Annotated in this window: 22 protein-coding genes; 12 read left to right on the forward strand and 10 right to left on the reverse strand. The window is 71.0% G+C overall.

Annotated features, from left to right (window positions below):
* Window positions 1-100: 100 nt before the first annotated feature.
* On the forward strand, window positions 101-1,942 hold the full coding sequence (gene lepA / locus AC0VX6_RS07285) for a translation elongation factor 4 (protein ID WP_274976757.1): 1,842 nt from the start codon (window positions 101-103) through the stop codon (window positions 1,940-1,942).
* 79 nt (window positions 1,943-2,021) lie between these two features.
* Here the strand turns inward: lepA and AC0VX6_RS07290 are convergent, their stop codons facing one another.
* The 4 genes from AC0VX6_RS07290 to AC0VX6_RS07305 form a co-directional block, all read right to left on the reverse strand.
* Window positions 2,022-2,927 carry a sugar ABC transporter permease gene (locus AC0VX6_RS07290; RefSeq protein ID WP_248774002.1) on the reverse strand — a complete coding sequence of 302 codons (906 nt, stop codon included), beginning with the start codon at window positions 2,925-2,927 and terminating at the stop codon, window positions 2,022-2,024.
* Window positions 2,927-4,534, reverse strand: a complete 1,608-nt coding sequence (locus tag AC0VX6_RS07295) for an ABC transporter permease subunit (RefSeq protein ID WP_274976758.1) — start codon at window positions 4,532-4,534, stop codon at window positions 2,927-2,929. The genes AC0VX6_RS07290 and AC0VX6_RS07295 overlap by 1 nt, the downstream gene beginning before the upstream one ends.
* Before the next feature lie 2 nt (window positions 4,535-4,536).
* Entirely contained in the window at window positions 4,537-5,781 is a 1,245-nt protein-coding gene (locus AC0VX6_RS07300) for a sugar ABC transporter substrate-binding protein (protein ID WP_475467896.1), read from the reverse strand.
* Window positions 5,782-7,061: 1,280 nt separating this feature from the next.
* On the reverse strand, window positions 7,062-8,663 hold the full coding sequence (locus AC0VX6_RS07305) for a glycoside hydrolase family 13 protein (protein ID WP_274976760.1): 1,602 nt from the start codon (window positions 8,661-8,663) through the stop codon (window positions 7,062-7,064).
* Window positions 8,664-8,759: 96 nt separating this feature from the next.
* On the opposite strand from AC0VX6_RS07305, the gene AC0VX6_RS07310 reads away from it, so the two are divergent.
* On the forward strand, window positions 8,760-9,833 hold the full coding sequence (locus AC0VX6_RS07310; RefSeq protein ID WP_274976761.1) for a LacI family DNA-binding transcriptional regulator: 1,074 nt from the start codon (window positions 8,760-8,762) through the stop codon (window positions 9,831-9,833).
* A gap of 205 nt (window positions 9,834-10,038) precedes the next feature.
* Window positions 10,039-11,271 (forward strand): radical SAM family heme chaperone HemW, encoded by a 1,233-nt coding sequence (hemW, locus tag AC0VX6_RS07315; protein WP_475467898.1) that lies wholly within the window; start codon window positions 10,039-10,041, stop codon window positions 11,269-11,271.
* A 76-nt stretch (window positions 11,272-11,347) separates the two neighbouring features.
* Here hemW and AC0VX6_RS07320 read toward each other — a convergent pair whose 3' ends face one another.
* The 3 genes from AC0VX6_RS07320 to AC0VX6_RS07330 form a co-directional block, all read right to left on the reverse strand.
* Window positions 11,348-11,980, reverse strand: a complete 633-nt coding sequence (locus AC0VX6_RS07320) for a DUF4870 domain-containing protein (RefSeq protein ID WP_274976763.1) — start codon at window positions 11,978-11,980, stop codon at window positions 11,348-11,350.
* A 47-nt stretch (window positions 11,981-12,027) separates the two neighbouring features.
* Entirely contained in the window at window positions 12,028-12,357 is a 330-nt protein-coding gene (locus AC0VX6_RS07325; RefSeq protein WP_274978074.1) for a DUF4870 domain-containing protein, read from the reverse strand.
* 1,249 nt (window positions 12,358-13,606) lie between these two features.
* Window positions 13,607-14,446, reverse strand: a complete 840-nt coding sequence (locus AC0VX6_RS07330) for a DUF3097 domain-containing protein (RefSeq protein ID WP_274976764.1) — start codon at window positions 14,444-14,446, stop codon at window positions 13,607-13,609.
* Between the two features lie 181 nt (window positions 14,447-14,627).
* Here AC0VX6_RS07330 and hrcA point away from each other — a divergent pair, with 181 nt between their 5' ends.
* From hrcA to AC0VX6_RS07345, 3 genes are read left to right on the forward strand one after another with little or no spacing between them, the layout of a single operon-like run.
* On the forward strand, window positions 14,628-15,641 hold the full coding sequence (gene hrcA / locus AC0VX6_RS07335; protein WP_248774011.1) for a heat-inducible transcriptional repressor HrcA: 1,014 nt from the start codon (window positions 14,628-14,630) through the stop codon (window positions 15,639-15,641).
* Between the two features lie 4 nt (window positions 15,642-15,645).
* Window positions 15,646-16,785 (forward strand): molecular chaperone DnaJ, encoded by a 1,140-nt coding sequence (dnaJ, locus tag AC0VX6_RS07340; RefSeq protein WP_013151754.1) that lies wholly within the window; start codon window positions 15,646-15,648, stop codon window positions 16,783-16,785.
* Window positions 16,782-17,519, forward strand: a complete 738-nt coding sequence (locus tag AC0VX6_RS07345) for a 16S rRNA (uracil(1498)-N(3))-methyltransferase (protein ID WP_475467899.1) — start codon at window positions 16,782-16,784, stop codon at window positions 17,517-17,519. Before dnaJ ends, AC0VX6_RS07345 begins: the two co-directional genes overlap by 4 nt.
* A 133-nt stretch (window positions 17,520-17,652) precedes the next feature.
* Here AC0VX6_RS07345 and AC0VX6_RS07350 read toward each other — a convergent pair whose 3' ends face one another.
* Entirely contained in the window at window positions 17,653-18,420 is a 768-nt protein-coding gene (locus AC0VX6_RS07350; RefSeq protein ID WP_274976766.1) for a prolipoprotein diacylglyceryl transferase, read from the reverse strand.
* Entirely contained in the window at window positions 18,417-18,947 is a 531-nt protein-coding gene (locus AC0VX6_RS07355; RefSeq protein WP_013151757.1) for a SigE family RNA polymerase sigma factor, read from the reverse strand. The genes AC0VX6_RS07350 and AC0VX6_RS07355 overlap by 4 nt, the downstream gene beginning before the upstream one ends.
* Window positions 18,948-19,272: 325 nt before the next feature.
* On the opposite strand from AC0VX6_RS07355, the gene AC0VX6_RS07360 reads away from it, so the two are divergent.
* Complete coding sequence (locus AC0VX6_RS07360) at window positions 19,273-19,623, forward strand: histidine triad nucleotide-binding protein (protein ID WP_248774014.1); 351 nt, start codon at window positions 19,273-19,275, stop codon at window positions 19,621-19,623.
* Window positions 19,624-19,767: 144 nt separating this feature from the next.
* On the opposite strand, the gene AC0VX6_RS07365 is transcribed toward AC0VX6_RS07360, so the two are convergent.
* On the reverse strand, window positions 19,768-21,093 hold the full coding sequence (locus tag AC0VX6_RS07365; RefSeq protein WP_475467901.1) for an RNA-guided endonuclease InsQ/TnpB family protein: 1,326 nt from the start codon (window positions 21,091-21,093) through the stop codon (window positions 19,768-19,770).
* Window positions 21,094-21,116: 23 nt separating this feature from the next.
* On the opposite strand from AC0VX6_RS07365, the gene tnpA reads away from it, so the two are divergent.
* The 5 genes from tnpA to AC0VX6_RS07390 all read left to right on the forward strand — a co-directional run bounded on the left by tnpA (window position 21,117) and on the right by AC0VX6_RS07390 (window position 25,264).
* Window positions 21,117-21,545, forward strand: coding sequence for an IS200/IS605 family transposase (tnpA, locus tag AC0VX6_RS07370; RefSeq protein WP_475467903.1), 429 nt, complete (start codon window positions 21,117-21,119; stop codon window positions 21,543-21,545).
* Window positions 21,546-21,745: 200 nt separating this feature from the next.
* The gene (locus AC0VX6_RS07375) at window positions 21,746-22,855 is read left to right on the forward strand and encodes a PhoH family protein (protein WP_274976769.1); all 1,110 of its coding nucleotides are present in this window, start codon (window positions 21,746-21,748) and stop codon (window positions 22,853-22,855) included.
* A 185-nt stretch (window positions 22,856-23,040) separates the two neighbouring features.
* Window positions 23,041-23,529, forward strand: coding sequence for an rRNA maturation RNase YbeY (gene ybeY, locus AC0VX6_RS07380; protein WP_013151760.1), 489 nt, complete (start codon window positions 23,041-23,043; stop codon window positions 23,527-23,529).
* The gene (locus AC0VX6_RS07385; protein ID WP_475467905.1) at window positions 23,526-24,923 is read left to right on the forward strand and encodes a hemolysin family protein; all 1,398 of its coding nucleotides are present in this window, start codon (window positions 23,526-23,528) and stop codon (window positions 24,921-24,923) included. The genes ybeY and AC0VX6_RS07385 overlap by 4 nt, the downstream gene beginning before the upstream one ends.
* The gene (locus tag AC0VX6_RS07390) at window positions 24,920-25,264 is read left to right on the forward strand and encodes a cytidine deaminase (RefSeq protein WP_274976771.1); all 345 of its coding nucleotides are present in this window, start codon (window positions 24,920-24,922) and stop codon (window positions 25,262-25,264) included. Before AC0VX6_RS07385 ends, AC0VX6_RS07390 begins: the two co-directional genes overlap by 4 nt.
* Window positions 25,265-25,269: the final 5 nt, after the last annotated feature.

Raw genomic sequence — 25,269 nt, forward strand, 5'->3', positions numbered from 1 at the left:
CGCCGTGGGATGATGGACGACGCCGTCGGCCTCCGCCGCGGCGGGGGCGACACCGCCGCTAGGCGCACACGACCCGGACCCGACCTGTGAACGGAGCACGGTGGCACAGCCGAACTGGACCGATCCCGCGCTGATCCGCAACTTCTGCATCATCGCGCACATCGACCATGGCAAGTCGACGCTGGCCGACCGGATGCTCCAGATCACCGGTGTCGTCGAGGACCGCCAGATGCGCGCCCAGTACCTGGACCGCATGGACATCGAGCGCGAGCGCGGCATCACCATCAAGTCGCAGGCGGTGCGCATCCCCTTCACCGCCCTCGACGACCGGACCTACACGCTCGACCTCATCGACACCCCCGGGCACGTCGACTTCACCTACGAGGTCTCGCGCTCCCTGGCCGCCTGCGAGGGCGCCGTCCTGCTGGTGGACGCCGCACAGGGCATCGAGGCGCAGACCCTGGCCAACCTGTACATGGCCCTGGAGAACGACCTCACCATCATCCCGGTGCTCAACAAGATCGACCTCCCGGCCGCGCAGCCGGAGAAGTACGCCGAGGAGCTGGCCGGGATCATCGGCTGCGAGCCCTCCGACGTGCTCAGGGTCAGCGCCAAGACGGGCGAGGGCGTCGAGGAGCTCCTCAACGAGATCGTCAACCAGATCCCGCAGCCCGTCGGCGACGCCGACGCCCCGGCCCGCGCGATGATCTTCGACTCGGTCTACGACACCTACCGGGGCGTGGTCACCTACGTCCGGGTGATCGACGGCAAGCTCAGCCCGCGCGAGCGCATCCAGATGATGTCCACCCGCGCCTCGCACGAGATCCTGGAGATCGGCGTCAGCTCGCCCGAGCCCACCAAGTGCGACGGGCTGGGGGTGGGAGAGGTCGGCTACATCATCACCGGCGTCAAGGACGTGCGCCAGTCCAAGGTCGGTGACACCATCACCTCCCTCAACCGGCCCGCGACCGAGATGCTGTCCGGGTACCGCGAGCCCAAGCCCATGGTGTTCTCGGGCCTGTACCCGATCGAGGGCACCGACTACCCGGTGCTGCGCGACGCCCTGGAGAAGCTCCAGCTCAACGACGCCGCCCTGGCCTTCGAGCCGGAGACCTCCGCCGCCCTGGGCTTCGGCTTCCGCTGCGGCTTCCTGGGCCTGCTGCACCTGGAGATCACCCGGGCCCGCCTGGAGCGCGAGTTCAACCTCGACCTCATCTCCACCGCCCCCAACGTCATCTACCGGGTGGACATGGAGGACGGCACCGAGCACGTGGTGACCAACCCCAGCGAGTTCCCCGCCGGGAAGATCGACTCCATCTACGAGCCCATGGTCAAGGCCACCGTGCTCAGCCCCGCCGACCACATCGGCCAGATCATGGAACTGTGCCAGGAGCGGCGCGGCGACCTCCAGGGCATGGACTACCTGTCCGAGGACCGCGTGGAGATGCGCTACACGCTGCCCCTGGCCGAGATCGTCTTCGACTTCTTCGACCACCTCAAGTCCCGCACCAAGGGCTACGCGTCGCTGGACTACGAGCCCACCGGCGAGAAGGCCTCCGACCTGGTCAAGGTGGACATCCTGCTCCAGGGCGAGGCCGTCGACGCCTTCTCCGCCATCGTGCACAAGGACAAGGCCTACGCCTACGGCGTGGAGATGACCAAGAAGCTGCGCGAGCTCATCCCCCGGCAGCAGTTCGAGGTGCCCATCCAGGCCGCCATCGGCGCCCGGGTGATCGCCCGCGAGAACATCCGCGCCATCCGCAAGGACGTGCTCTCCAAGTGCTACGGCGGCGACATCAGCCGTAAGCGCAAGCTGCTGGAGAAGCAGAAGGAGGGCAAGAAGCGGATGAAGATGGTCGGCCGGGTCGAGGTGCCCCAGGAGGCCTTCATCTCCGCGCTGTCCACCGACACCGGCGGCTCCGACGACAAGAAGAAGAAGTAGTCCCTCCCGCACGCGGGAACACGGAGGGGGCGCCCCGAGCCGGGGCGCCCCCTTCCGCGTTCTCCTCGGTACCGCCCGCTCAGCCCTTGACCGCTCCCGCGGTCAGGCCCTCGGTGATGTAGCGCTGGAGGAACCAGAACACCGCGAGGGTGGGCAGGGACAGCATGATGGCGCCCACCGCGAACATCCCGAAGTTCGCGTTGCGCTGCGAGGCCACCAGCTGGTAGAGGCCCAGGCCCAGAGTCTTGGCGTCGGTGTCGCGCAGGAACACGCTCGCCATCAGGAACTCGTTGATGGTGGAGATGAACACCAGCAGGCCCACGATCGCCAGCACCGGCGTGACCAGCGGCAGCATGATCCGGAAGAACACCTGCGCGTGCGAGGCCCCGTCCATCTGCGCGGACTCGTCCAGCTCCTTCGGCACGGTGTCGAAGAAGCCCTTCATCAGCCACGTGTTGATGCTCAGCGCGCCGCCCAGGTAGACCAGCAGCAGCCCCCACCGGGTGTCGAAACCGATCGACGGGTAGTACTCGCCGATCGTGGAGAACATCAGGTAGATCGCCACGATCGCCAGGAACTGCGGGAACATCTGGATCACCAGCAGCCCGATCAGCCCCACCCGGCGCCCCCGGAAGCGCATGCGGCTGAACGCGTACGCGGCCAGCGCCGACAGCAGCACCGTCACGGCGGCGTTGGTGAAGGCGAAGAACAGCGAGTTCGCGTACCAGGTGGTGAACGGGGTGTTGCTGAACAGGTCCACGGCGTTGTCCAGGCTGGCCCCGGTCGGCCACAACTGCGCGCTGGACAGCGTGCCCAGCGGGTTGAGCGCCGCCGACACCACGAACAGCACCGGGAAGAGCGCGAACGCCACGACCAGCAGCATCACCACGTGGCGCCAGCCGTACCTGCGGGCCCACAGGCCCAGACGGACTCCGGTACCGCGCCGGTGGGGCGCGCGCACCGCGTCCGGGGTCGCGACCGCCATCAGTCCACCTCCTTGAGGGCCTTGCTCCTGCTGAGGCTGACCACCGACATCACCGACACGATCAGGAAGATCATCACCGACAACGCCGCCGCGTACCCGTACTGGGCGGTGGCCTCGTTGAAGGCGAGCCGGTAGGTGTAGGTGATGAGCAGGTCGGTGGCCCCGGCCGTCGGGCTCTCCGGGGAGAAGGGCCCGCCCTGGCTGATCAGCCACACCGCGTTGAAGTTGTTGAAGTTGAACGCGAACGTCGAGACCAGGATCGGCGTCATCGCCACCATCAGAAGCGGCAGGGTGACGTTGCGGAAGGCCTGCCAGGGGCCCGCGCCGTCGATCTGCGCGGCCTGGCCCAGCTCGCGCGGGACGGCCTGGAGGGCTCCCGTGGCCACCAGGAACATGTACGGGTAGCCCAGCCAGACGTTGGCCAGGATCACCGCCGCCCGGGCCGACCACGCGTCGCCCAGCCAGTCCACCTCCAGGCCGAGCACCCGGTTGAACAGGCCGAAGTCGGTGTTGAACATGTCCCGCCACAGCAGGAACATGGCCAGCGAGCTCATCGCGTACGGCAGGACCACCAGGATCCGGTACACGACCTTGCCGCGCAGCCTGGGCACGTGCAGGGTGAGCGCGATCGCCAGGCCCACCACGAACACCAGGAAGGTGACGGAGGCGGCGAAGGCGATGTTCCACACCAGGATGCTGAAGAACGACGACGCGAAGGTCGGGTTGAACAGGAAGCGGGCGAAGTTGTCGAAGCCCACGCCGACCTGCCAGCCCTGGGCCAGCCGCTCCCCGTCCTCGTTGTAGAACGCGCCCCGCTCGTTGTCCGCGTGGTAGACGATCCCGGTCTCGGTGTCGGTGACGCAGTCGCACCCGGCGTCGTAGGCGCGGGTCGCGGTCCCCTCGAAGGCGGTGGACAGGCCGCTGGAGCGGATGCCCGTGCCGCTGCCGGTGGGCACCGCGAACGCCTGGAGCTCGTCGCTGCGCGCGTTGACCTGGGTGGGGGACAGGATCGTGTACCCGAAGGCCTCGGTGATCTTGCCCGAGGGTTCCACGGTCGCGCCGTCGAGCTCGGTGAGCCCCTCCTCGGTTCCGGCGTAGGCCTGGCCCTCGGGGTCGGTGAGTAGGAAGGCCAGCTCACCGGTCTCGGGCGAGCCGGTGACCGCCACGGTCAGGGTGTACTCCTCGGCCCCGTCCGGACTGCTCACCGAGTAGGCCTCGATGGAGGCGATGGCCTGTTCCTTGTCGCCCCGGTGGCCGTCGCTGAGGTTGGTCACCGAGGTGCTCATCGTGTAGAGCACCGGCAGGATCTGGAAGGCGGTCAGGAACAGCACGCCCGGGACCAGGTACTTGACCGGGACGGTGCGCTTGGACAGGTAGACCCAGTAGACGAGGCCGACCACGGCCACGACCAGGCCGATGCCCCACCAGTTGCCCGCCACGTACAGGGGCAGCACCGCCCACACGCCAAGGGCGGTGAACAGGCCCAGCAGGGCGATCTTGACCAGCTGCCCGGCCAGTGAACCGTTCCCGGCGAACCGGCCGCCCGGCAGGGGCGTGCGGGCGGGCGCCCCCGGTGAGGGAGCGCCCGCTGTCTTGTTGGACGCCACCGCTACTCGCCGATCTGCGAGGCGATCGTTTCGTGGGCGGCCTCCATGGCCTCGCGCACGTCCTCACCGGCGACGACGGCGGCCTGGGCGATGCCGAGCGGCTCCCACGTCTCGCCCATCTCCGGGATGGAGGGCATCGGCATGCCCTCGGCCCCGGCCTCGGAGATCGCGGCGATGGTGGGGTCGTCGGCCGAGACGCTCTCCAGGGCCTCGGTCTGCACAGGCATGCGGGGGTCGGCCTCGTAGAGGCTGAGGACGAAGTCGGTGTCGGTGACGTAGTTGGTCACGAACTCCTGGGCCAGGGCGCTGTTGGCGCTGCCCTCGGTCACGAAGAACGCCTGGTAGCCGATGTAGGGGCTGGCGGGCTCCTCGCCCTCGAAGCCGGGGATGGGGCTGATCTCGTAGTTGACGCCCGCCTCGTTGGCGTCGGCGACGTTCCACGGGCCCGCGACGAAGAAGGGGGCCTCGCCCTCGTAGAACAGGGAGGCGTCGTTCTCCAGGGTGATGGAGCGGCGCAGCACGCCCTCTCCGGCCTCGCCGTACTCGGCGACCTTCTCCATGGCCTCGATGGACTCGTCGGTGCCCACGCCCAGGTCGGTCGGGTCCCAGTTGCCCTCCTCGTCCTGGCCGAAGAGGTAGCCGCCCGCGGAGGTGAACAGGGCGTTCATGCGGTAGGGGTCGCCCTCTTGGCCCACGGCCATGGACAGGACCTCGCTGGTCTCACCGGAGTCCTTGAGCTCGGTGCCGACCTCGACCATCTCCTCGAAGGTCGCGGGGGCGTCCGGCGCCAGGTCGGTGTTGCGCATGAGGAAGATGTTCTCCTGGGAGTAGGGAACACCGAAGAGCTGGCCGTCGTAGTTGAGGGCCTGCAAGGAGGTCTCGTCCAGGCCGGAGGCGCGGTCCTGGGGCAGCTCGATGGGCTGCACGGCGCCGTTGCGCACCAGGTTGCCCGTCCAGTCGTGGGCGCCGATGAAGACGTCGGGGGCGTTCCCGGCCTGGTGGGCGTTGAGCACGTCGCCCTGGATGTCGCCGAAGGTCAGGCCCTGGACCTCGACCCCGATGCCGTTGGCCTCGGCGAACTCCTGGGCTGCCGCCTCGATGGCGTCGGCGCGCTCGGGGTCGGACCAGATGACGAGGCTGCCCTCGGCGGCGGCCTCCCCGCCCTCGTCGCCGCCGCCACTGCACGCGGTCGCCATCAGTGCGATCGCGGCGATGCCCGTGACCGCTCGTGCGCTGCGGAATCTCATGCTGTCTTCCTTCCGGGAGGCCGTGCTGAGGGGTCGCGCATGCGTTCCGGCCGTCGAGGGCATGCGTGGTGATGTGACGCTAGCAATAACTTGCAAGCTTTGAAAGAGTTTGCGGATCTCCCGCATAAAGATGTGGAAACGCCACGGAAACGGGCGCGTGACATCGTGCGCTGGGTAGCGGCGCGGTGACCGTTCGCTGATTGATCCTGTGATGGTCAGCGATTTCGTAACACCATTGAACACGCCGTCGCGGACCACTCGAACCCCGTTCGGGTCCGACCCTGTAGAGCTAGCCCGCCGCAAAGCCGAACCACCCGCCCGCAGAGCGGACAGCGGCGGTATGCCGAAGGGGAGCGTCCCGTGGTGGTGCGCCGCAGAGGGTTGAGCCCTTCACAAAGCCGAACCACCCGCCCGTAGAGCCCTCAGCAGCGTTGCGCCGTAGGGGGTTGGGGTGGCACGTCCTGTGACCGTTGACCCCTGGGGGTTGGGGTGGCACGTCCTGTGACCGTTGACCCCTGGGGGTTGGGGTGGCACGTCCTGTGACCGTTGACCCCTGGAGGTTGGGGTGGCATGTGTGGTGACCGTTCCCCCGTGGGGGTTGGCGTAGAGCGTGCCGGTGACGGTGGCCAGGCATCCGTAGGGCGTGCGGGTTCCCCGTCAGCCCCTGGGGGGTGGGTGGTCGTGGTGGGCACTGGCTCCGAGGTTCAGTGCTGGGGGCGGGGACCGACTGAGAGCAAGTTCGCCCGGCGAACTTGCCGAAGGAGATCCCTGCACGCCGATCATTACAGGTGCCTGGTGGGCGTCACGAAGGCGTTCGGGAGGTCGCCGGTGGGAACGCCCACCGGGAGTCTCCCTCAGCCCTCCGTGAGCGGGGGTACACGGTTCAGACCAAGAGCGGCCATGAAGCCCCGCGCGTGACCGCGCGTCGTAGGGGGTCCGCAAGTTGTAGAGCGTCGCTGCGTCAGCAACCAGGCGCCCGTAGAGCCCGGGCTGGCGGGAAGGTCTCGGGGGGTTGACGTAGAGCCCGCCGGTGACGGCAACCAGGCGCCCGTAGAGCCCGGGCTGGCGGGAAGGTCTCGGGGGGTGACGTAGAGCATCCCCACGCCAGCGAGGGGTGATGACCTGTACAAATCAACACAAAACCACACCGCGGGCGGCACCGGACACCGTGTCCGGCACCGCCCGCGCGAGCTCAGCCGCTCAGCCCTTCATCCACTCGGCTGCTCAGCCCTTCAGCCCTTCCTTCAGCCCTTCCTTCAGCCTTTCATCCCCTCAACCGCTCAGCCGCGCAGCCACACCGCCGTCTCGGCGGGCAGCGCCAGAACCCCCCCGGCGGGCTCGCCCACCGGTCCGCTGGCCACGAGCACCCCACCGTCGGCCGCGAGCTCCACGGCCTCCGCGGTGAGGTTCACCGCGACGCGCACGCCCGGCTCGCGCTCGAAGTACAGCACGCCGTCGGGCGCGTCCAGCCAGGCCATCGAGCCGTCGCCGAGCGCGTCCAGCTCCCGCCGCAGGCGCAGCGCCTCCGTGTACAGCTCCAGCGTGGAGCCCTCCACCCCGCGCTGGGCGGCACGCGACAGGGCGCCCCAGCCCTGGGGCATCGGCAGCCACGGAACGCTGCCCTCGGGGCCGAACCCGTACGGCGCCTGGTCGCCGCCCCACGGCAGCGGCACCCGGCAGCCGTCCCGGCCGCGGTCGGTGCGCCCCGAACGCTCCCAGGTCGGGTCCTGCAACGAGTCCTCGGGCAGGTCGGTGACCTCGGGCAGCCCCAGCTCCTCGCCCTGGTACAGGTACACCGAGCCCGGCAGGCCCAGCATCAGCAGCGTCGCCGCGCGCGCACGGCGCAGCCCCTGCTCGCCGCCGCCGAAGCGGGTCACGTGGCGGGTCACGTCGTGGTTGGACAGCACCCACGTGGTCGTCGCGCCCACCGCGCTGTTGGCGGCCAGGGACACGTCGATGACCTCGCGCAGACGCCCGGCGTCCCACGGCGCGGTCAGGTACTCGAAGTTGAACGCCTGGTGCAGCTCGTCCGGGCGCAGGTAGCGGGCCACCCGCTGGGCGTCCTCCACCCAGGCCTCGGCCACCAGGGCGCGGTCGCCCGGGTACTCGGCGGCGATCCGCGCCCAGCGGCGGTAGATCTCGTGCACGCCGTCCTGGTCGAAGTAGGGCAGCGAGGTGCTGCCGTCGAGCATGTCGGCCTTGGCGCCCTCGGCGATGTCGGGCATCGCCGGGTCCTTGACCATGCCGTGCGCGACGTCGATGCGGAACCCGTCCACGCCCCGGTCCAGCCAGAAGCGCAGCACGTCGTCGAACTCGTCGTGCACCTCCTGGTTGGTCCAGTCGAAGTCGGGCTGCTCGGGGTCGAACAGGTGCAGGTACCACTGCTCGGGGGTGCCGTCGGGCCGCTTGAGGCGGGTCCAGGCCGGGCCGCCGAAGATCGACTTCCAGTTGTTCGGCGGCTCCTCCCCGTCGGGTCCCCTGCCGTCCCGGAAGACGTACCGCGAGCGGGCGTGTCCGCCCGGCTCGGCGGCCACGGCCTCCTTGAACCACCGGTGGGCGGACGAGGAGTGGTTGGGCACCACGTCGATGATCAGGCGGATGCCCATCCCGTGGGCGGTCTCCAGGAGGGCGTCGAAGTCCTCCAGGGTCCCGAAACGGGGGTCGACGTCGCGGTAGTCGGCGACGTCGTAACCGCCGTCGGCGAGCGGGGAGACGTAGAACGGCGTCAGCCAGATCGCGTCCACCCCGAGTCCGGCCAGGTGGGGGAGGCGCTCGCGGATGCCGGCGAGGTCGCCCTCGCCGTCACCGTTGGAGTCGGCGAAGCTGCGGACGTAGATCTGGTAGATCGCCGCGTCGCGCCACCAGTGCGTCTGAGGCTCCATCAACGGGGGTCCTTCCCTGTGACGAGTGCAATTTCTTGCGCAAGATTACCGCCAATTTTCGGCCATGTGACGACGATCTCGACTAGAGTTGCGCCCATGGGTCCACGACTTGCCGACATCGCGCGGCACGCAGGCGTCAGCGAGGCCACCGTCTCGCGGGTGCTCAACGACAAGCCGGGCGTCGGCAGCGACACCCGCAAGGCCGTCCTGACGGCGCTGGACGTCCTCGGCTACGAGCGCCCCGCCCGGCTGCGGCAGCGCTCCGCGGGACTGGTCGGCATGGTCATACCCGAGCTGGAGAACCCGGTCTTCCCGATGTTCGCCCAGGCGGCCGAGGGGGCGCTCGCCCAGCGCGGGTACACGCCGGTGCTGTGCACCCAGACCCCCGGCGGGATAACGGAGGACGAGTACGTGGAGCTGCTGCTGGAGCGCAACGTCTCCGGCATCCTCTTCGTCTCCGGGCGCCACGCCGACACCACCGCCCCCCACGAGCGCTACCACGCCCTGGTCTCGCGCAGACTCCCGATCGTGCTGGTCAACGGGTACGCCGACGCCATCCCCGCCGCCTTCATCTCCTGCGACGACCGGGAGGCCGGGCACCTGGCCGTCAACCACCTGGTCGCCCTCGGCCACACCCGCATCGGCTTCACCAGCGGCCCCGAGCGCTACGTCCCGGTCCGCCGCAAGCTCGACGGGTACCACCGGGCCCTGGCGCAGCACGGCCTGGACGGTGAGGACCTCGTGGAACTGTCGCTGTTCGGCGTGGAGGGCGGCCACGCCGCCGCCACCCGGCTGATCGAACGCGGCGTCACCGCCATGGTCTGCGGCTCGGACATGATGGCCCTGGGCGCCATCCGCGCCGCCCGCCAGCGCGGCCTGAGCGTCCCCCGGGACTTCTCGGTCGTGGGCTTCGACGACTCCCAGCTCATCGCCTTCACCGACCCCCCGCTGACCACCGTCAGACAGCCGGTCAACGCCATGGCGCTGGCCGCCGTGCGCGCCCTGTGCGACGAGATCGCCGGACACCCCGTCTCCCACACCGAGTACGTCTTCGACCCCGAGCTGGTGGTCCGCGGCTCCACCGCCATCGCTCCCACCAGGAACCACGCCCCCCTCACCCAGATCGACGCCGCCCCCGCGCACGCCCGGGCGGAGCGCCCCAGGGTCTGACCGGGCGCTCCTCCCCACGGCCCTCACCACCCGATCCCCGCGCCCCGTTCTCCGTCCCCCGCTCCCGTACCCCCGCCTCCCGGCCCCCGAACCCCCGCCCCTGAGCCCTCGCCCCTGAATCCCCGAACCCGCACCCCGCCCCGAGCCCCCCGCGCGTCCGACACGGGGGACCAGGGCACACCGGCCGGTCGGCGACACTGGAGGCATGCCTTCCGTTGCCCTCGACGGCGATCCCGTACCGAGCACCGGCGAACTGCCCGGGCCGTCCCTCGCCGAACTCGGCGGGCGGCCCCTCGGGTTCTACGTCCACGTGCCCTTCTGCGTCACCCGCTGCGGTTACTGCGACTTCAACACCTACACGGCCGAGGAACTGGTCTCCCGCGACGGCACCGCCACTGCCTCCCGCGAGACCTACGCCGACCAGGCGATCGCGGAGGTCGCGCTGGCCGACCGGGTCCTGACGGGGAAGCGGCCGCCGGTCAGCACGCTGTTCGTCGGCGGCGGCACGCCCACCCTGCTCCCGGCCGAGGACCTGGGCCGCGTGGTCGCCGCCGTGCGCGAGCGCTTCGGGTTCACCCCCGACGCCGAGCTGACCACCGAGGCCAACCCCGAGACGGTTACCCCCGACTACCTCGCGCGGCTGCGCGAGGCCGGGTTCACCCGCGTGTCCTTCGGCATGCAGAGCGCCCGCGAGCACGTGCTGCGGGTGCTGGAGCGCGGCCACACGCCCGGACGCCCCGAGCAGTGCGTGGAGTGGGCGCGGCGGGCCGGGTTCGAGCACGTCAACCTCGACCTGATCTACGGCACTCCCGGGGAGGACGACGAGGATTGGCGTGCCTCCCTGGAGGCCGCCGTCTCCGCCGGGCCCGACCACGTCTCGGCCTACTCGCTCATCGTCGAGGAGGGCACCCGCCTGGCCGCCCGCGTGCGCCGGGGCGAACTCGCCGAACCCGACGACGACACGATGGCCGACCGCTACCTCATGGCCGAGGAGGTCCTCACCGCGGCCGGGTTCAGCGCCTACGAGGTGTCCAACTGGGCGCGCACCGAGCAGGGCCGCAGCAGGCACAACCTCCTGTACTGGACCGGCGGCCACTGGTGGGGCGTGGGCCCGGGCGCGCACAGCCACGTGGGCGGCACCCGCTGGTGGAACGTCAAGCACCCGGCCGCCTACGCCGCCCGCCTGGCCGCCGGGCAGAGCCCCGGCCTGGCCCGCGAGGTGCTCACCGAGGAGGAGCGCCGCTTCGAGCGCGTCCTGCTGGAGCTGCGGGTGGAGGGCGGGTGCCCCCTGGACCTGCTCGAACCGCACGGCCGCGACGCGGCCAAGCGGGCTGTCGCCGAGGGCCTGCTGGACGCGGACGCCCACGAGGAGGGCCGCGCGGCCCTGACCCTGCGCGGGCGCCTGCTCGCCGACGCCGTGGTGCGCGACCTCACCTGAGCCCCTCCTGCAGGGCGCGGACACGACGCGGGGGCCCGGCCGACGGCCGGGCCCCCGCGTTCGCCGAAGCGCCGGACTACTTGATCCAGCTGACGTTGAACGGGTAGCGGTACCACTCGCCCCGGTTGGCGGCCACACCGCCGATGATGCCGAGGGCGACGGCGGCGATCCAGCAGACGAACCAGGTCAGGAAACCGATGATGACGATCATCAGGACGCTGGAGAGCAGGTAGCCGATCAGGATCAGGAGCTGGAAGTTGAGCGCCTGCGCGGCCTGGTTGCGGACGAAGGGCGACTCGTCCTTCTTGACGAGGAAGATGATCAGCGGCACGAGCCAGCCGATGATGCCGCCGCCCAGGTGGGCGAACATCGCCATCTGGCGCTCGTCGGGGCTGGGCTGGCCGGTCGTGGCCGAGGAGGGGCCGTAGGCGCCGTGCGGGGGCTGGCCGTAACCGCCCTGCGGGTGGGACTGGTAGCCGCCGGTCTGCTCGTACCCGGGCTGGCCGGGGTAGCCGCCGGGCTGGCCCGGATACCCGCCGGACTGCTCCTGGTAGCCGGGCTGGCCGGGCGGGGGCGGGTAGCCGCCCTGCTGGTAACCGGGCTGGCCACCGGTGGGGTAACCGTGCTGGGAGGGGTAACCGCCGGAGTCCTGGCCGGGCTGCTGACCCTGGCCGTAGGGGCCCTCGGGAGGGTTGTTGGGATAGGACATGTTGGGTTCCTTCGTGCGGATGCGCTCGGACTGCGTGCGGGAGCGGATCACTTCAACAGGCGGATGCTCACCGGGTAGCGGTACCACGTCCCCTTGTTGGCGCCGTTGGCGCCCAGGACGCCGAACACGATAGCGACGACCCAGATCAGGGCGACCAGGAGGGATCCGATCCAGGACAGCTCTGGGAAGAAGATACCCAGGCCGATGAAGGCCACCCACGCGAAGAGGTAGGGGATCAGCAGGGTGAGCTGGAAGTTGGCCGCCTCGGACGCGTGGTGGCGCACGAACGGCGACTGGTTGCGCTTGGCGAAGTAGATGGCCAGCGGCGGGATCCAGCCCAGGCAGGCGATCACGAAGCCCGAAAGGTGGGCGAGCATGGCCACGAGCGTGCTGTTGTCGCCGCCCGGGGCGCCCTGCTGGGGCTGGCCCGGAACACCCGGCTGCCCGTACGCCGCGGGGGCGCCCGGGTAGGGCTGCTGCTGGCCCGGGACGGGCTGGCCGTAGACACCCTGCTGGGGCTGTCCGTACTCGCCCTGCTGGGGCTGGCCGTGGGGTTGCTGTCCGTACCCGGGCTGTGGGACGTAACCGGCCTGCGGGGCGTAGCCGGGCTGGGCGCCGGAGGGCTGCCCGTAACCCGGCTGGGCGCCGGAGGGCTGCGCTCCCGGAGCCTGGGCGTAGCCCTGCTGCGCCTGGTCGGGCTGCGGGGCGTACGGGGACTGCGCGCCGGAGGGCTGGCCGTAGGCGGGCTGCGCCCCCGGGGCCTGGCCGTAGGCCGCCTGCTGCCCGTAGCCGGGCTGCTCGGGGGCCCCTTCCGGCGGGGCGAAACCGGGCTGCTGCTGTCCGCCCGAGGGCTGTCCGTACTCGCCCTGCTGGGGGTGCGGCTGGCCGTATCCGGGCTGCTGTCCGTACCCGGGCTGCGGGGCGTAGCCCGGCTGGGCCCCCGAGGCCTGGCCGTACCCGGGCTGGGCGCCGGAGGGCTGCCCGTGACCCGGCTGGGCTCCCGAGGCCTGGCCGTAGCCCTGCTGCCCCTGCTCGAACTGCGGAGCGTAGGGCGAATGCGCTTCCGAGGGCTGGCCGTAGGCGGGCTGGCCCTGGCCGGGCTGGGGAGCGTACGGGGACTGCGCGCCGGGCGGCGGTGCGAAGTCGGGCTGCGCTCCTGGAGCCTGGCCGTAGCCCTGGTAGCCCTGGTAGCCCTGCTCGGGCTGCGGGGCGTAGGGCGGCTGCGCGCCGGAGGGCTGGCCGTAGGCGGGCTGCGCCCCCGAGGGCGGCTGGCCGTGGTCCTGGCCGGGCTGCGGGGCGTAGGGCGGCTGCGCCCCGGACGGCTGCCCGTAGGCGGGCTCCTGGCCGGGTTCCGGCTGCGGGGGCTGCTGTCCGTACTCCTGCTGCCCGTCCTGCCCGTGGTCCGGCTGCTGTCCCCGGTGGGGATCCTCCGGGGGCGGGGGGTTCGTCGGGGTCTGGCTCATGCTCTTCCTTGGCTCCGCTGGTGAGAGGGAGGTTCCTGTACTACCGTGCTGTACCGACGACCGCGCGGGCCGGAGGCGGGCGACCTCGGCACCGGACACGGGGACCGGAGCCTCGCCCGGGTCAAATCCTAGGTCCTGCCGCTCCCCCCGCGCGCGGCGCTCGCTAGGGAGCGTCCGGGTGCGGCCCGGTGACGAAGTCGATCAGCTCCTCCACCCGGCCGAGCAGAGCCGGCTCCAGATCAGCATAGGTACGTACCGACCCCAGGATCCGGCGCCACGCCTCTCCCGTCTCCATCCGCCAGCCCAGGGCGCTCACGACCCCCTCCTTCCAGGGGACGCCGCGCGGCACCTCGGGCCAGGCCCCGATTCCCACCGAACCCGGCCGGACCGCCTGCCAGACGTCGACGTAGGGGTGCCCGGCCACCAGCACGTGCTCGCCGCGTACCCGCTCGGCGATCCGCGTCTCCTTGGAACCCGGCACCAGGTGGTCCACCAGGACGCCCAGCCTCCTGCCGGGCCCGGGTGAGAACTCCGCCACGATCGAGGGCAGGTCGTCGACCCCCTCCAGGAACTCGACGGCCACCCCCTCCACGCGCAGGTCGTGGCCCCAGACCTTCTCCACCAGTTCGGCGTCGTGGACGCCCTCCACGTAGATCCGGCTCTCCCTGGCCGTGCGCGCCCGCGCGCCCGGCACCGCCACCGACCCGGAGGCGCTGCGCAGCGGACCCCGCGCCGCCGGGGCGGGGCGCACCAGGGTCACCGGCTCGCCGTCGACCAGGAACGCGGCCGGGGCGAGGTCGAACACGCGGCGGCGGCCGTGCCGGTCCTCCAGCGTGACGGTGGCCTTGTCCCAGGCCACCACCGCCCCGCAGAACGCCTCCCCGGCGTCCTCGACGACCAGTTCCCGTTCCAGGGGCACCTCGCGGACCGCCTTCTTCTTCGGGCGGCGCCAGTCCCCGGCGAGCACGTCGCGGCCGTAACGGCCGGTTCCCTTGGTAGCCACGGTCGTGCAGTCTACTGGTGGCGCGCGCCGGCGCCCCGGCGGCCGCGACGCGCGCCGCGGGCCCGGCGGGGACAGGGGCGGCACCGCCGCGCCGGGGCCCGGCCGACCGCGGGTAACCGTCAGGGTTTGCGGCCGGGCATAGACTTAGCACTGAGGACCATGGAGTGCCAGGAGGTGGCGAGTGCTGGATGAGCGCAAGCTCGCGGTCCTGCGTGCCGTCGTCGAGGACTTCGTCAACACCAACGAGCCCGTGGGTTCCAAGGCCCTGGCCGACCGTCACCGGCTCGGCGTCTCCCCGGCGACCATCCGCAATGACATGGTCGCCCTGGAGGAGGACGGCTACATCGCGCAGCCGCACACCAGTGCCGGACGCGTTCCTACGGACAAGGGGTACCGGCTCTTCGTCGACCGGCTCTCCTCGGTCAAACCGCTCTCCAGCGCGGAGCGGCGCGCCATCGAGTCCTTCCTCACCGGCGCCGTGGACCTCGACGAGATCGTCGCCCGGACCGTACGGCTCCTCGCGCAGCTCACCCGCCAGGTCGCGATCGTCCAGTACCCGTCGCTGACCCGCTCGTCGGTGCAGCACGTGGAACTGGTCCCCCTCGGGGGGCAGCGGATCATGATGGTCGTGATCACCAACACGGGCCGGGTCGAGCAGCGCGTCATCGACGGCCTGGGAGAGGTCCACGAGGCCGCCGTCAACGACCTGCGCGCGATGTTGAACCGGGCCATCGCCGGACGCCACCTCGGCGACGTGCCCGACGCGGTGGAGGACCTGCCTCCGCAGGTGCCGCCCGAACACCGCCAGATGGCGGTGTCGGTCCTCTCCGTCCTGCTGGAGAGCCTCGTCGAACGGCACGAGGAGAAGATCGTCCTCGCGGGGACGGCCAACCTCGCCGCCGTCGACTTCGCCGCCAGCCTCAGGGACGTCCTGGAGGCGCTGGAAGAGAACATGGTCCTCATCCGTTTGCTGGGAGAGGCCAAGGACCCGTCGATGCTCACGGTGCGCATCGGCGCGGAGAACTTCCACGAGGGCCTGAGGTCCACCTCCATCGTGTCGGCGGACTACGGTGTGGGAAACCAGTCGCTCGCCAAGATCGGTGTGGTGGGACCCACCCGGATGGACTACCCGGGGACGATGGGAGCAGTACGCGCCGTGGCTCGCTATGTCGGACAGATTTTGGCAGGACAGTAACCCAGTGGCCAGAGACTATTACCAGGTTCTCGGAGTGCGTCGCGACGCGTCCAAGGACGAGATCAAGAAGGCCTACCGGCGGCTCGCGCGCGAACTCCACCCGGACATCAACCCGGACCCCGCAACCCAGGAGCGCTTCAAGGAGGTGACCCAGGCCTACGAGGTCCTCTCCGACGAGAACAAGCGCCGGATGTTCGACATGGGCCAGGACCCCTACGCGCCCGGCGGCGGCGGGGCCGGGGGCTTCGGCGGCGCGGGCGGGTTCGCCTTCGACGACATCATGAACGCCTTCTTCGGCGGCGGCCAGCCCGGCGGGCGCGGCCCCCGGGAGCGGGTCCGCCGCGGGCGCAGCATCAAGATCCGCGTCGAACTCGACCTCGTGGAGACCGCGTTCGGGGTCAGCAAGGAGATCACCTTCCCCACCGCCATCCTGTGCGAGACCTGCCAGGGCGAGGGGACGGCGGCCGGTTCGCACCGCACCACCTGTGAGATGTGCCATGGTCAGGGCGAGGTCTCCCAGGTCACCCGGTCCTTCCTCGGCCAGGTCATGACCTCCCGCCCCTGCCCCCAGTGCTCGGGCCAGGGCTCGGTCATCACCAACCCCTGCGGCGACTGCGCGGGCGAGGGCCGGGTGCGCGAGAAGGTCACCCGCACCGTCAAGATCCCCGCGGGCGTCGACGACGGCACCCGCATCCAGCTCGCCGGGGAGGGCGAGGTCGGCCCCAACGGCGGACCGCGCGGCGACATCATCCTGGAGATCATCCAGCGCCCGCACCCCACCTTCGAACGCCGCGGAGACGACCTGCACTGCACGGTGACCGTCCCCATGACGGCCGCCGCGCTGGGCGCCTCCTTCGCCTTCGACACCCTCGACGGCACCGAGAACATCGACCTGCGCCCGGGCACCAACTCCGGCCACGTCATCACCCTCCCCAACAAGGGCGTCAGCCACCTCGACGGCGGCGGCCGGGGCGACCTGCGCATCCGCGTGGACGTGGAGACCCCGAGCAGGCTGGACGAGGAGCAGGAGGCCCTCCTGCGCAAGTTCGCCGAACTGCGCGGCGAGGACCAGACCCCGGGACGCTTCAGCCCCGGACACGGCGGGTTCTTCTCCAAGATCCGCGACGCCTTCGGCGCCAAGTGACACCGCCGGTCTTCCTGGTCGAGGCCGCCGCCCTGGCGGCCGACCGGGTGACGGTGGACGGCGCCGAGGGCCGCCACGCCGCCGTGGTGCGCCGCATCCGGGAGGGCGAGACCGTCGACCTCTCCGACGGACGCGGCCTGCGCGTCCGCTGCACGGTCACCGCGGTGGGACGCGACCACATCGTCTGCGCGGTGGTGGAGCGCCGGGAGGACCCGGCGCTCCGCCCCCGCCTGACGGTGGTCCAGGCACTGCCCAAGGGCGACCGGGGCGAACTGGCCGTGGAGATGATGACCGAGGCCGGAGCGGACGCGGTCGTGCCCTGGGCGGCGGAGCGCTGCGTCACCCGCTGGAAGGGCGACCGCGCCGCCAAGGCGCTGGCCAAGTGGCGTGCGACCGCCCGCGAGGCGGCCAAGCAGGCCCGGCGCGCGCGGATGCCCGAGGTCGCCGACCTCGCCGACCGGGCCGCCGTGGTCGGCCTCCTGGCGGGGGCGGACCTGGGCGTCGTGCTGCACGAGGACGGCGCCAGCCGCCTGTCGCAGCTGGAGCTGCCCGCGGAAGGGGACGCCGGAGTCGTCGTGGTGGTCGGTCCCGAGGGCGGCTTCTCCGACGCCGAGATGGAGGCGTTCGACGCCGCGGGCGCGGTCCGGGCGCTGCTGGGACCGAGCGTGCTGCGCACCTCCACCGCCGGGGTCGCCGCCCTGTCGGTGCTCCAGTCCCGCACCGGCCGCTGGTAGAGCGCACGCCCCGACCCCGAACACGTGAGAGGCGCCCGGACGTGTGTCCGGGCGCCTCTCACATGCTCTTGCGGACAGCTCCCGCGCGTGGGGACCAACCCCGACGTGCGACGGGCCGCCCCGGAGGGGCGTGTCAGCTGCTGGGAGCCGTCTTGGCGCCGTTGTCGCCCCCGGTGGTGCCGGTGCCGCCCGTGCCGGTTCCGTCGCCTCCGGTTCCGCCGCCCTCGCCGCCGGTGCCGTCACCGCCGCCGGAGGGCTCCTCCCCGCCGCTCCCGCCGCCGTTGTCGCCGCCGCCCTCCTCACCGGTGGACCCGTCGCCGGCGCCGCTGCTGGGCTCGTCGGTGGGCTCGCACTCCTCCTCGGAGGCGGCCTTCTCGTCCTTCTCCTCCTCGGAGCTGGACGGGGTCGGGGAGACGGGCTCCTCGGGCGTCGGACACGTGGCGGCGGCCGTCACGCCCTCCTCGGAGGGAGCGGGCTCCTCCTCGTCGTCCTCCGGGGTGGGGGAGGAGGCCGGGTCGCGCGGCGGCTCCTCCTCCTGCTGGGTGGTGCCGTCCACGGAGCCGGTGGAGGGATCGGGAGCGGCCACACCGCCGCCCTCGCCCTCCTCCTCGGCGGGCGCGCCCTCGCGGTCGGCGCCCGCGGGGACGATCTCCAGCACGTGGTCGCGGACCTGGGGGCTGGAGATGACCACGGACCCGGCGATCAGGGCGGCTCCCGCCACCGCCACCGCCGGACGTAGCCAGGGCATACCGAACCAGGCCGAACCGCGGTTGCGCTCGGTGCGCTCACGGATCAGGTTCAACGCCTCGGGAGAGGTCGTGACCGCGTCGGCCTCGGCCTTGAGCAGGTGGCGCAACTGCTCCTCGAACGGATCGTTCGTGGGGTTCGTGGGGCTGGTCATGTCGTTTGCTCCAGAACAGAGCGGAGCGCGGAGATACCGCGGGACGTGTGGCTCTTCACCGCACCCCGGCTGATCCCCATGGCGTCCGCGATCTGTGCCTCGGACAGGTCGCCGTAGTACCGGAGCACGATGGCCTCTCGCTGACGGGTGGGTAGTTTGCGCAGGGCGCGGATGACGGCTTCGCGCTCCAACAGGCTCAGCGCGCCGTGTTCCGCGCTGGGGGCGTCGGGCAGGGCCTTGGGCGCGTGCTTCTCCACGACCGCCCTGTGGCGGAGCACGGACCGGGCCTTGTTGACCACGGCCTGGCGCAGGTAGGACAGGGCCTTGTTCGGGTCGCGCAGGCGGCGCCACGCTCCGTGCATGGCGACGAACGAGTCCTGGACGACCTCTTCCGCGGTCGCGTGGTCGCGGACCAGCAGGGCGGCGAGCCGAACGAGCGGACGGTAGTGCTCCCGGTAGAGCTCCGTCACGGCGTGGTCGGCGTCCCACTCCACCGAGAGCGGTGCCGTGGTGGCACCGGCCACCATGGTTTCTGTCGTCACATCAGTTCGACGCACACCCTTGTCGCGGGGTTTACGAAAGGGCATACCTCTTCTTTTCCAGGTAGACGTGCGTTTCAATCCGAACACGCGGGAATATGGCCGGGGCCGGACGGAGCCGACGACCTGACGCGCACGGGTGGAAAGCCTATCGCGCCCGGGGCGCCGGGCGTCGCCGAACCCGCTCGCCCGCGGTGCCCCGCAGGCCTTCCGCCGTCGGCCCGCCCGACGGCGACCTGCGGCATCATGGTCCCGGACGAAACCGAGAAGGCGGCCGTTCCCTCGGCCGCGCAGACGGAAAACAAGGTGAGCGATGGTCCAGGACGACTGCCTTTTCTGCAAGATCGTGAAGGGGGAGGTGCCCGCCGAGATCGTGCGCGAGAGCGAGCGCGCGGTCGCCTTCCGCGACATCAACCCCCAGGCGCCCACGCACGTGCTGGTCATCCCGCGCGAGCACTACCCCAACGCCGCCGAGGCCGCCGCGGCGGACACCGGCCTGCTCGACGAGATCGTCCGGGTGGCGCACGAGGTGGCCGCGGACGAGGACGTCGCCGACCAGGGCTACCGGCTGGTGTTCAACACCGGCAGCGGCGCAGGACAGACGGTCTTCCACCTGCACGGGCACCTGCTCGGCGGCCGCGGGCTCAACTGGCCCCCCGGGTAGGGCGCGGAACCGGTCCGGCCCGCGGACGCCGACGCCCCCGACCCCACCCCTCCCGCACGTCGTCCACAGGCGGAAATAACGGATCGAGTCGGGCGGAGGCGGCTTGTTGAAGTTCTCCCCCGGATGAATCCGGGGGATTCCCGCCTACCTCGCGGTGGTGGGCTTGACGCGACGAGCGCGCCTGACGACTGCCCTCCCGGCAGCCGGGAGGGCCACCACGTGGCCGATCCGGTACAGGTGCAAGATGTTGCGGGCCGCGTTGTAGCCGGCGTTCGCCGTAAAACCACAACCGTCCTTCTTGCACACGAACGTGGCCTGGTTCTGGCAGCTGCCGGGCGTGGTGAAACCACAAGCCGAACAGCGCTGGGAGGTACCTGGAGCAGGCACTCTCACCAGGGTGCCGCCCCGGTGTGCGAGCTTGTACGCCAGCATCGTGACCGTGCGTCCCCATGCCTCCTGGGCGATGGCGCGGTTCAGGCCTGACTTCTGGCGGACTCGCTTCCCGGGTTGTTCGATCGTGCCTTTGGCGGACTTGGTCATGTTCGTGATGGTGAGTGCCTCGACCACGACCGTCCCGTACCGCTCGGCCAGAGCGGTGGTCACCTTGTGCTGCCAGTCCCGGTGGCGTCGCGTGGCTCTTGCGCGCAACCGGCGGATTCGGCCATAGGTGCGGTGTAGGCGGCGGCTGGTGCGCTCGCCGGGTTTGCGGTGTGCTTTGCGGTGGGCGGCCCGCCGCTCCAGACGCAGCAGTTCGTCCCTCTCCTTGGGGGTCAGCCACTTGTCACGGTCGGCCGTACCCTCCTCGGTTCTGGCAGGCCGCCTGTGGTCCTGGTGATTGCCGTCCGAGAGCGCGAGGGGCACGGTGACGCCCACGTCGATACCGACATCGGGTCCCTGGTGAGATTCGGGCGCACTCTCCACGGTCTGCACGCGGAAGGCGATGTGCCAACCGATGGCGTCTTTGACCAACCGGGCCCCGGTGATCCGGTTCTCGGTGTTCGCCCGGTTGCCCACGGGCAGGTCCTTGGTCCAGCGGAACCTCGCACGGCCCACTTCGGGGATGTCGACCATGCCCCAGCGGCGGTGTACCCGCACGGTGTCCAGGTCCCGGCCCTGGGGAACGTCCACACTCATCACCGACCGGAGCCGGGATTTGAAGGTGGGTTCGTCGGCGCGTCCCGCCCAGCAGTTCTGCCACGCCCGCAAGTAGGTTTTGAGCACCGCCTGGGAGGCTTGGGCGGGCAGGTCAGCCAGGAAGTCGATATCCTTGCGGGCTTGCTTGATCGCGGCGTCGGCGTCCTTGAGGTCCACCCGCTGGTTCTCGCCCACCATGGTCCACCAGTCGTGGAGTGCGTTCCACAGAGCACGGGCGGCGTGTGCCTGACCATCCAACTTCGACACCTGCTCAGGCGAGAGCGCCAGTCGGGCGCGGTGCCCGACCTGCCGCTTGACTGGGGTGTCGTGACTCATAGCCATAAAATTACCATTGGTTTATGTCACCACGATGGGAACCAAACTCTGAGGTACGCACCGGACGTCATGTTGTTTATGACCTTCATGCCCACTTGGTTTTCCTCACGAAGTATCGGCGTGGGGCTCTCACCGAGGAGATGCTCGCCAGGTGTGAGGAGATCATGCGCGAGGTGTGCGCGGACTTCGAAGCCGAGTTGCGTGGGTTCAACGGCGAGGACGACCACGTACACCTTCTCGTGCGCTACCCACCGAAGGTTCAGCTCTCCAAGCTGGTCAACAGTCTCAAAGGGGTTTCGTCCAGGCGGATGCGCCAGGAGTACGACGCGCACGTGCGCCGGTACCTGTGGGATGGCCGCTTCTGGTCCGGTTCCTATTTCTCCGGATCATGCGGCGGAGCGCCACTGGCTGTCGTGCGTCAGTACATCGAACAGCAGCAGCGCCCGGCCTGACGGCCGGAGCGCTCTCGGATAAGACGGGTAGAATCGTCCATGTGGGCTTCGAGGGTTCGGTGTGACCGTTGGGAACACCGGCGCGCAAGCTCCGACCGGGCGCCGTCCGCGGCGTCGGGACCGTCCACCAGGTGCGCCTCCCGCAGGGGTCGGGCAGGCGCCCGACCGAAGGGTAGGGACAGCGGCCGCACGGCCTCACCATGTCCGAGACAACGCACACGCACCCGCCACGGGACACCCAGGTCAAGGTCGTGGTGCCCGACGAGCACACGATGGTCAGCCTGCTGGGCTCCAGGGACGAACTCCTCAGGGCGTTGGAGCGGGCCTTCGACAGCGACATCCACGTGCGCGGCAACGAGTTCACCATCAGCGGCTCCCCGGAGGAGACCGCCGTCGTGGTCCGCCTCGTCGAGGAGCTGATCGAACTCGCCAAGAGCGGCACCCACGTCACCCCCGACACCATCGAACGCATGGTCCACATGCTGCGCTCGCCCGGCGCCGAGCGCCCCGCGGACGTGCTGACCACCAACATCCTGTCCAACCGCGGCAAGACCATCCGCCCCAAGACGCTCAACCAGAAGCGCTACGTCGACACCATCGACCAGCGCACGGTGGTGTTCGGCATCGGTCCCGCCGGTACCGGCAAGACGTACCTGGCCATGGCCAAGGCGGTCAAGGCGCTCCAGGACAAGGAAGTCAACCGGATCATCCTCACCCGCCCCGCGGTGGAGGCCGGTGAGCGGCTGGGCTTCCTGCCCGGCACCCTCTACGACAAGATCGACCCCTACCTGCGCCCGCTCTACGACGCCCTGCACGACATGCTCGACCCCGACTCCATCCCCAAGCTCATGGCGGCGGGGACCATCGAGGTCGCGCCCCTGGCCTACATGCGCGGTAGGACCCTTAATGACTCCTTCATCATCCTGGACGAGGCCCAGAACACCTCGCCCGAGCAGATGAAGATGTTCCTCACCAGGCTCGGGTTCGGCTCCAAGATCGTGGTCACCGGTGACGTGACCCAGGTCGACCTGCCCGGCGGGCAGACCAGCGGTCTGCGCACCATCGAGTCCATCCTGCGTGACATCGACGACATCGCCTTCTGCCGCCTGAGCAGTGAGGACGTCGTCCGGCACAAGCTGGTCGGCAAGATCGTGGACGCCTACGGGCGCTACGACGCCGCCCAGGGCGACGCGCGCGACGGCAGGGGGTCCGCCGGAGGCGGCCGCCCCCGCCGCGGGCCCGCGCGCCGCGGCAACCCCGACACCCCGGCGGAGCCGGGGAGCGCCGGGGACGAGGAACAGGCAGACTGAGACGGGGGGTGTCCCGCCGGAGCCGAGACGGCCCGAGGAGCACGACCCCACGGCGTTCGAACCGGTGGACCCGCCTGCGGCGGGTCCACCGGTTCGGTTGCCGCGGGCGCGCCGGACCGGCGCGCCGCACCACCGGCCGGGCGCGCCGCCCGGCCCCGCGATCCCTAGGTAAGGCAGCCGCAACCATGAGTATCGACGTCGCCAACGAGTCCGGCGTCACCACCGTGGACGAGGAGAGGCTCTCCCGTCTGGCCCGTCACGTGCTCGACGCCATGCGCGTCCATCCGCTGGCCGAGCTGTCCGTCGTGCTCGTGGACGAGGAGCCGATGGCCGACCTGCACGTGCGGTGGATGGACGAGCCCGGCCCCACCGACGTGCTCTCCTTCCCGATGGACGAATTGCGCCCCGGCGGCCCCGGCCGCACGAGCGAGCCGGGCGTCCTGGGTGACGTGATCATCTGTCCGCAGGTCGCCGAGCGCCAGGCCGAGAAGGCCGGGCACGGCACCGAGGCGGAGATCGACCTGCTGTGCACGCACGGCATCCTGCACCTGCTGGGCTACGACCACGCCGAGCCCGAGGAGCACAAGGAGATGTTCGGCCTCCAGGGCGAGATCCTCGCGGCCTGGCGCGAGCGCGAGGCGGCCGGGGCCGAGGGGGATGAGAGCGCCCGATGACTCCGTCGGCCTGGCCTGACATCGCCCCGCTGACCACCGGTGAGCCCGTGGAGTGGATCAGCGCGTTCGCGGTCGCCCTGGTGCTGACCGCCGTCGCGGGCTTCCTGGTGGCCGCGGAGGTCGCCGTCACCCGGGTGATGTCCGTGGGCCTGCCCGAGGCGAGCCCCGGTGAGCGCGTGGCCAAGGCCGGGCGCCGCTGGGAGCGGGTGTCGACCGACCCCACCCGCCACCTCAACGTGCTGCTGTTCCTGCGCGTGGTGTGCGAGGTGTGCGCGGTGCTGGCCGCCGCCGTGGGCATGGTGTTCCTGTTGGGGCTCGGCTGGCCCGCGCTCGGGCTGACCGCCGCGGCGATGGTCGTGGTGGAGTCGGTGCTGATCGCGATCGCGCCGCGCATCCTGGGCCGCCAGTTCTCCGGGGCCTTCGCGCGCGCCAGCGCGGCGGTGGTCTACCCGGTCCAGGTCGTGGTGGGCCCCGTCGCCCAGCTGTTCGTGGGGGCGGGCCGCGCGCTCACCCCGCGTGCCAAGGGCGACCGGGAGGGCCCCTTCAGCACCGAGGTGGAGCTGCGCCAGCTCGTGGACCTGGCCGAGCGGGGGGAGGTCATCGACCCCGAGGAGAGCCAGATGATCCACTCGGTGTTCAAGCTCGACGACACGCCCGTGCGCGAGGTGATGGTGCCCCGCCCCGACATCGTGTTCACCAGCCGCGGGGCCGACGCCGACGCGGTGCTGACCCTGGCGCTGGCCAGCGGGTACTCGCGCATCCCGGTGACGGGCGAGGACGAGGACGACGTGGTCGGCATCGTCTACCTCAAGGATCTGGTGTACCAGTTGCGGGACCGCTGGGCGGCGGCCGCGGGCACCGAAGGCGAGGTGCCGCTCACCGCGGGTGACGTGATGCGCCAGGCGAACTACGTCCCCGACACCAAGCCCATCGACGAGCTGCTGCGCGAGATGCAGCAGCAGCGCAACCACGTCGCCGTGGCCATCGACGAGTACGGCGGCACGGCGGGTCTGGTGACCCTGGAGGACATCGTGGAGGAGATCGTCGGTGAGATCACCGACGAGTACGACCACGAGATCCCGCCGGTGGCCTGGCTCGACGCGGACCGGGTGCGGGTGACCGCCCGCCTGCCGCTGGGCGAGCTGGACGAGCTGTTCCCGGACCGGGACCTGGACGTGGCGGACGTGGAGACCGTCGGCGGACTCGTGGCGTTCGTCCTGGGCCGGGTGCCCGTGGGAGGGGACCGGGCCGAATACGCTGGTCTCCGACTCACCCTCGAAGGCAAGAGCAGCCGCCGGAGCCGGATGACCACGGTCCTGGTGGAACGCCTGCCCGCCGACGCCTCGGCGGTGCCGGAGGAGGGCAACGACGACGTGAGGAGTACGGAGCAGTGACGGAGACGACGGGGCTCGGCCCCGAGGACGGCAAGCTCATCACGCTCGCGCGGGCCTCCCGGGCCCGCAACGCGGCGGCGGAGGGCGCGGCGGTGCGCGACGAGACCGGGCGCACGTACGTGGCCACGACGGTGTCGCTGCCCTCGCTCCGGCTGTCCGCGCTCCAGGCGGCCGTGGCCGCGGCGGTCTCCGGTGAGGCCACCGCGCTGGAGGCCGCCGTGGTGGTCACCGGGGCCGCGGAGCTGACCGAGGACGACCGCGCGGTGGCGGACGACCTGAAGACCCAGGTGGTGGTGATCGCCGCCCCCGACGGGGTGCCCGCGAGCATCACCCGGCGCTGAGAAGG

This window comes from Nocardiopsis sp. iso_25, from assembly GCF_056173305.1.

What these genes read in the sequence shown, in the direction of transcription:
- ybeY (WP_013151760.1), top strand. Translation starts at nt 23,041, where the DNA reads ATGAGTATCGACGTCGCCAACGAGTCCGGCGTCACCACCGTGGACGAG.
- AC0VX6_RS07300 (WP_475467896.1), bottom strand. Translation starts at nt 5,781, where the DNA reads ATGAGATTCCGCAGCGCACGAGCGGTCACGGGCATCGCCGCGATCGCA.
- AC0VX6_RS07360 (WP_248774014.1), top strand. Translation starts at nt 19,273, where the DNA reads ATGGTCCAGGACGACTGCCTTTTCTGCAAGATCGTGAAGGGGGAGGTG.
- tnpA (WP_475467903.1), top strand. Translation starts at nt 21,117, where the DNA reads ATGTCACCACGATGGGAACCAAACTCTGAGGTACGCACCGGACGTCAT.
- AC0VX6_RS07375 (WP_274976769.1), top strand. Translation starts at nt 21,746, where the DNA reads ATGTCCGAGACAACGCACACGCACCCGCCACGGGACACCCAGGTCAAG.
- AC0VX6_RS07325 (WP_274978074.1), bottom strand. Translation starts at nt 12,357, where the DNA reads ATGCTCGCCCACCTTTCGGGCTTCGTGATCGCCTGCCTGGGCTGGATC.
- AC0VX6_RS07365 (WP_475467901.1), bottom strand. Translation starts at nt 21,093, where the DNA reads ATGAGTCACGACACCCCAGTCAAGCGGCAGGTCGGGCACCGCGCCCGA.
- AC0VX6_RS07290 (WP_248774002.1), bottom strand. Translation starts at nt 2,927, where the DNA reads ATGGCGGTCGCGACCCCGGACGCGGTGCGCGCGCCCCACCGGCGCGGT.
- AC0VX6_RS07320 (WP_274976763.1), bottom strand. Translation starts at nt 11,980, where the DNA reads ATGTCCTATCCCAACAACCCTCCCGAGGGCCCCTACGGCCAGGGTCAG.
- AC0VX6_RS07350 (WP_274976766.1), bottom strand. Translation starts at nt 18,420, where the DNA reads ATGACCAGCCCCACGAACCCCACGAACGATCCGTTCGAGGAGCAGTTG.
- AC0VX6_RS07355 (WP_013151757.1), bottom strand. Translation starts at nt 18,947, where the DNA reads ATGGTGGCCGGTGCCACCACGGCACCGCTCTCGGTGGAGTGGGACGCC.
- AC0VX6_RS07385 (WP_475467905.1), top strand. Translation starts at nt 23,526, where the DNA reads ATGACTCCGTCGGCCTGGCCTGACATCGCCCCGCTGACCACCGGTGAG.
- AC0VX6_RS07310 (WP_274976761.1), top strand. Translation starts at nt 8,760, where the DNA reads ATGGGTCCACGACTTGCCGACATCGCGCGGCACGCAGGCGTCAGCGAG.
- hemW (WP_475467898.1), top strand. Translation starts at nt 10,039, where the DNA reads ATGCCTTCCGTTGCCCTCGACGGCGATCCCGTACCGAGCACCGGCGAA.
- AC0VX6_RS07305 (WP_274976760.1), bottom strand. Translation starts at nt 8,663, where the DNA reads ATGGAGCCTCAGACGCACTGGTGGCGCGACGCGGCGATCTACCAGATC.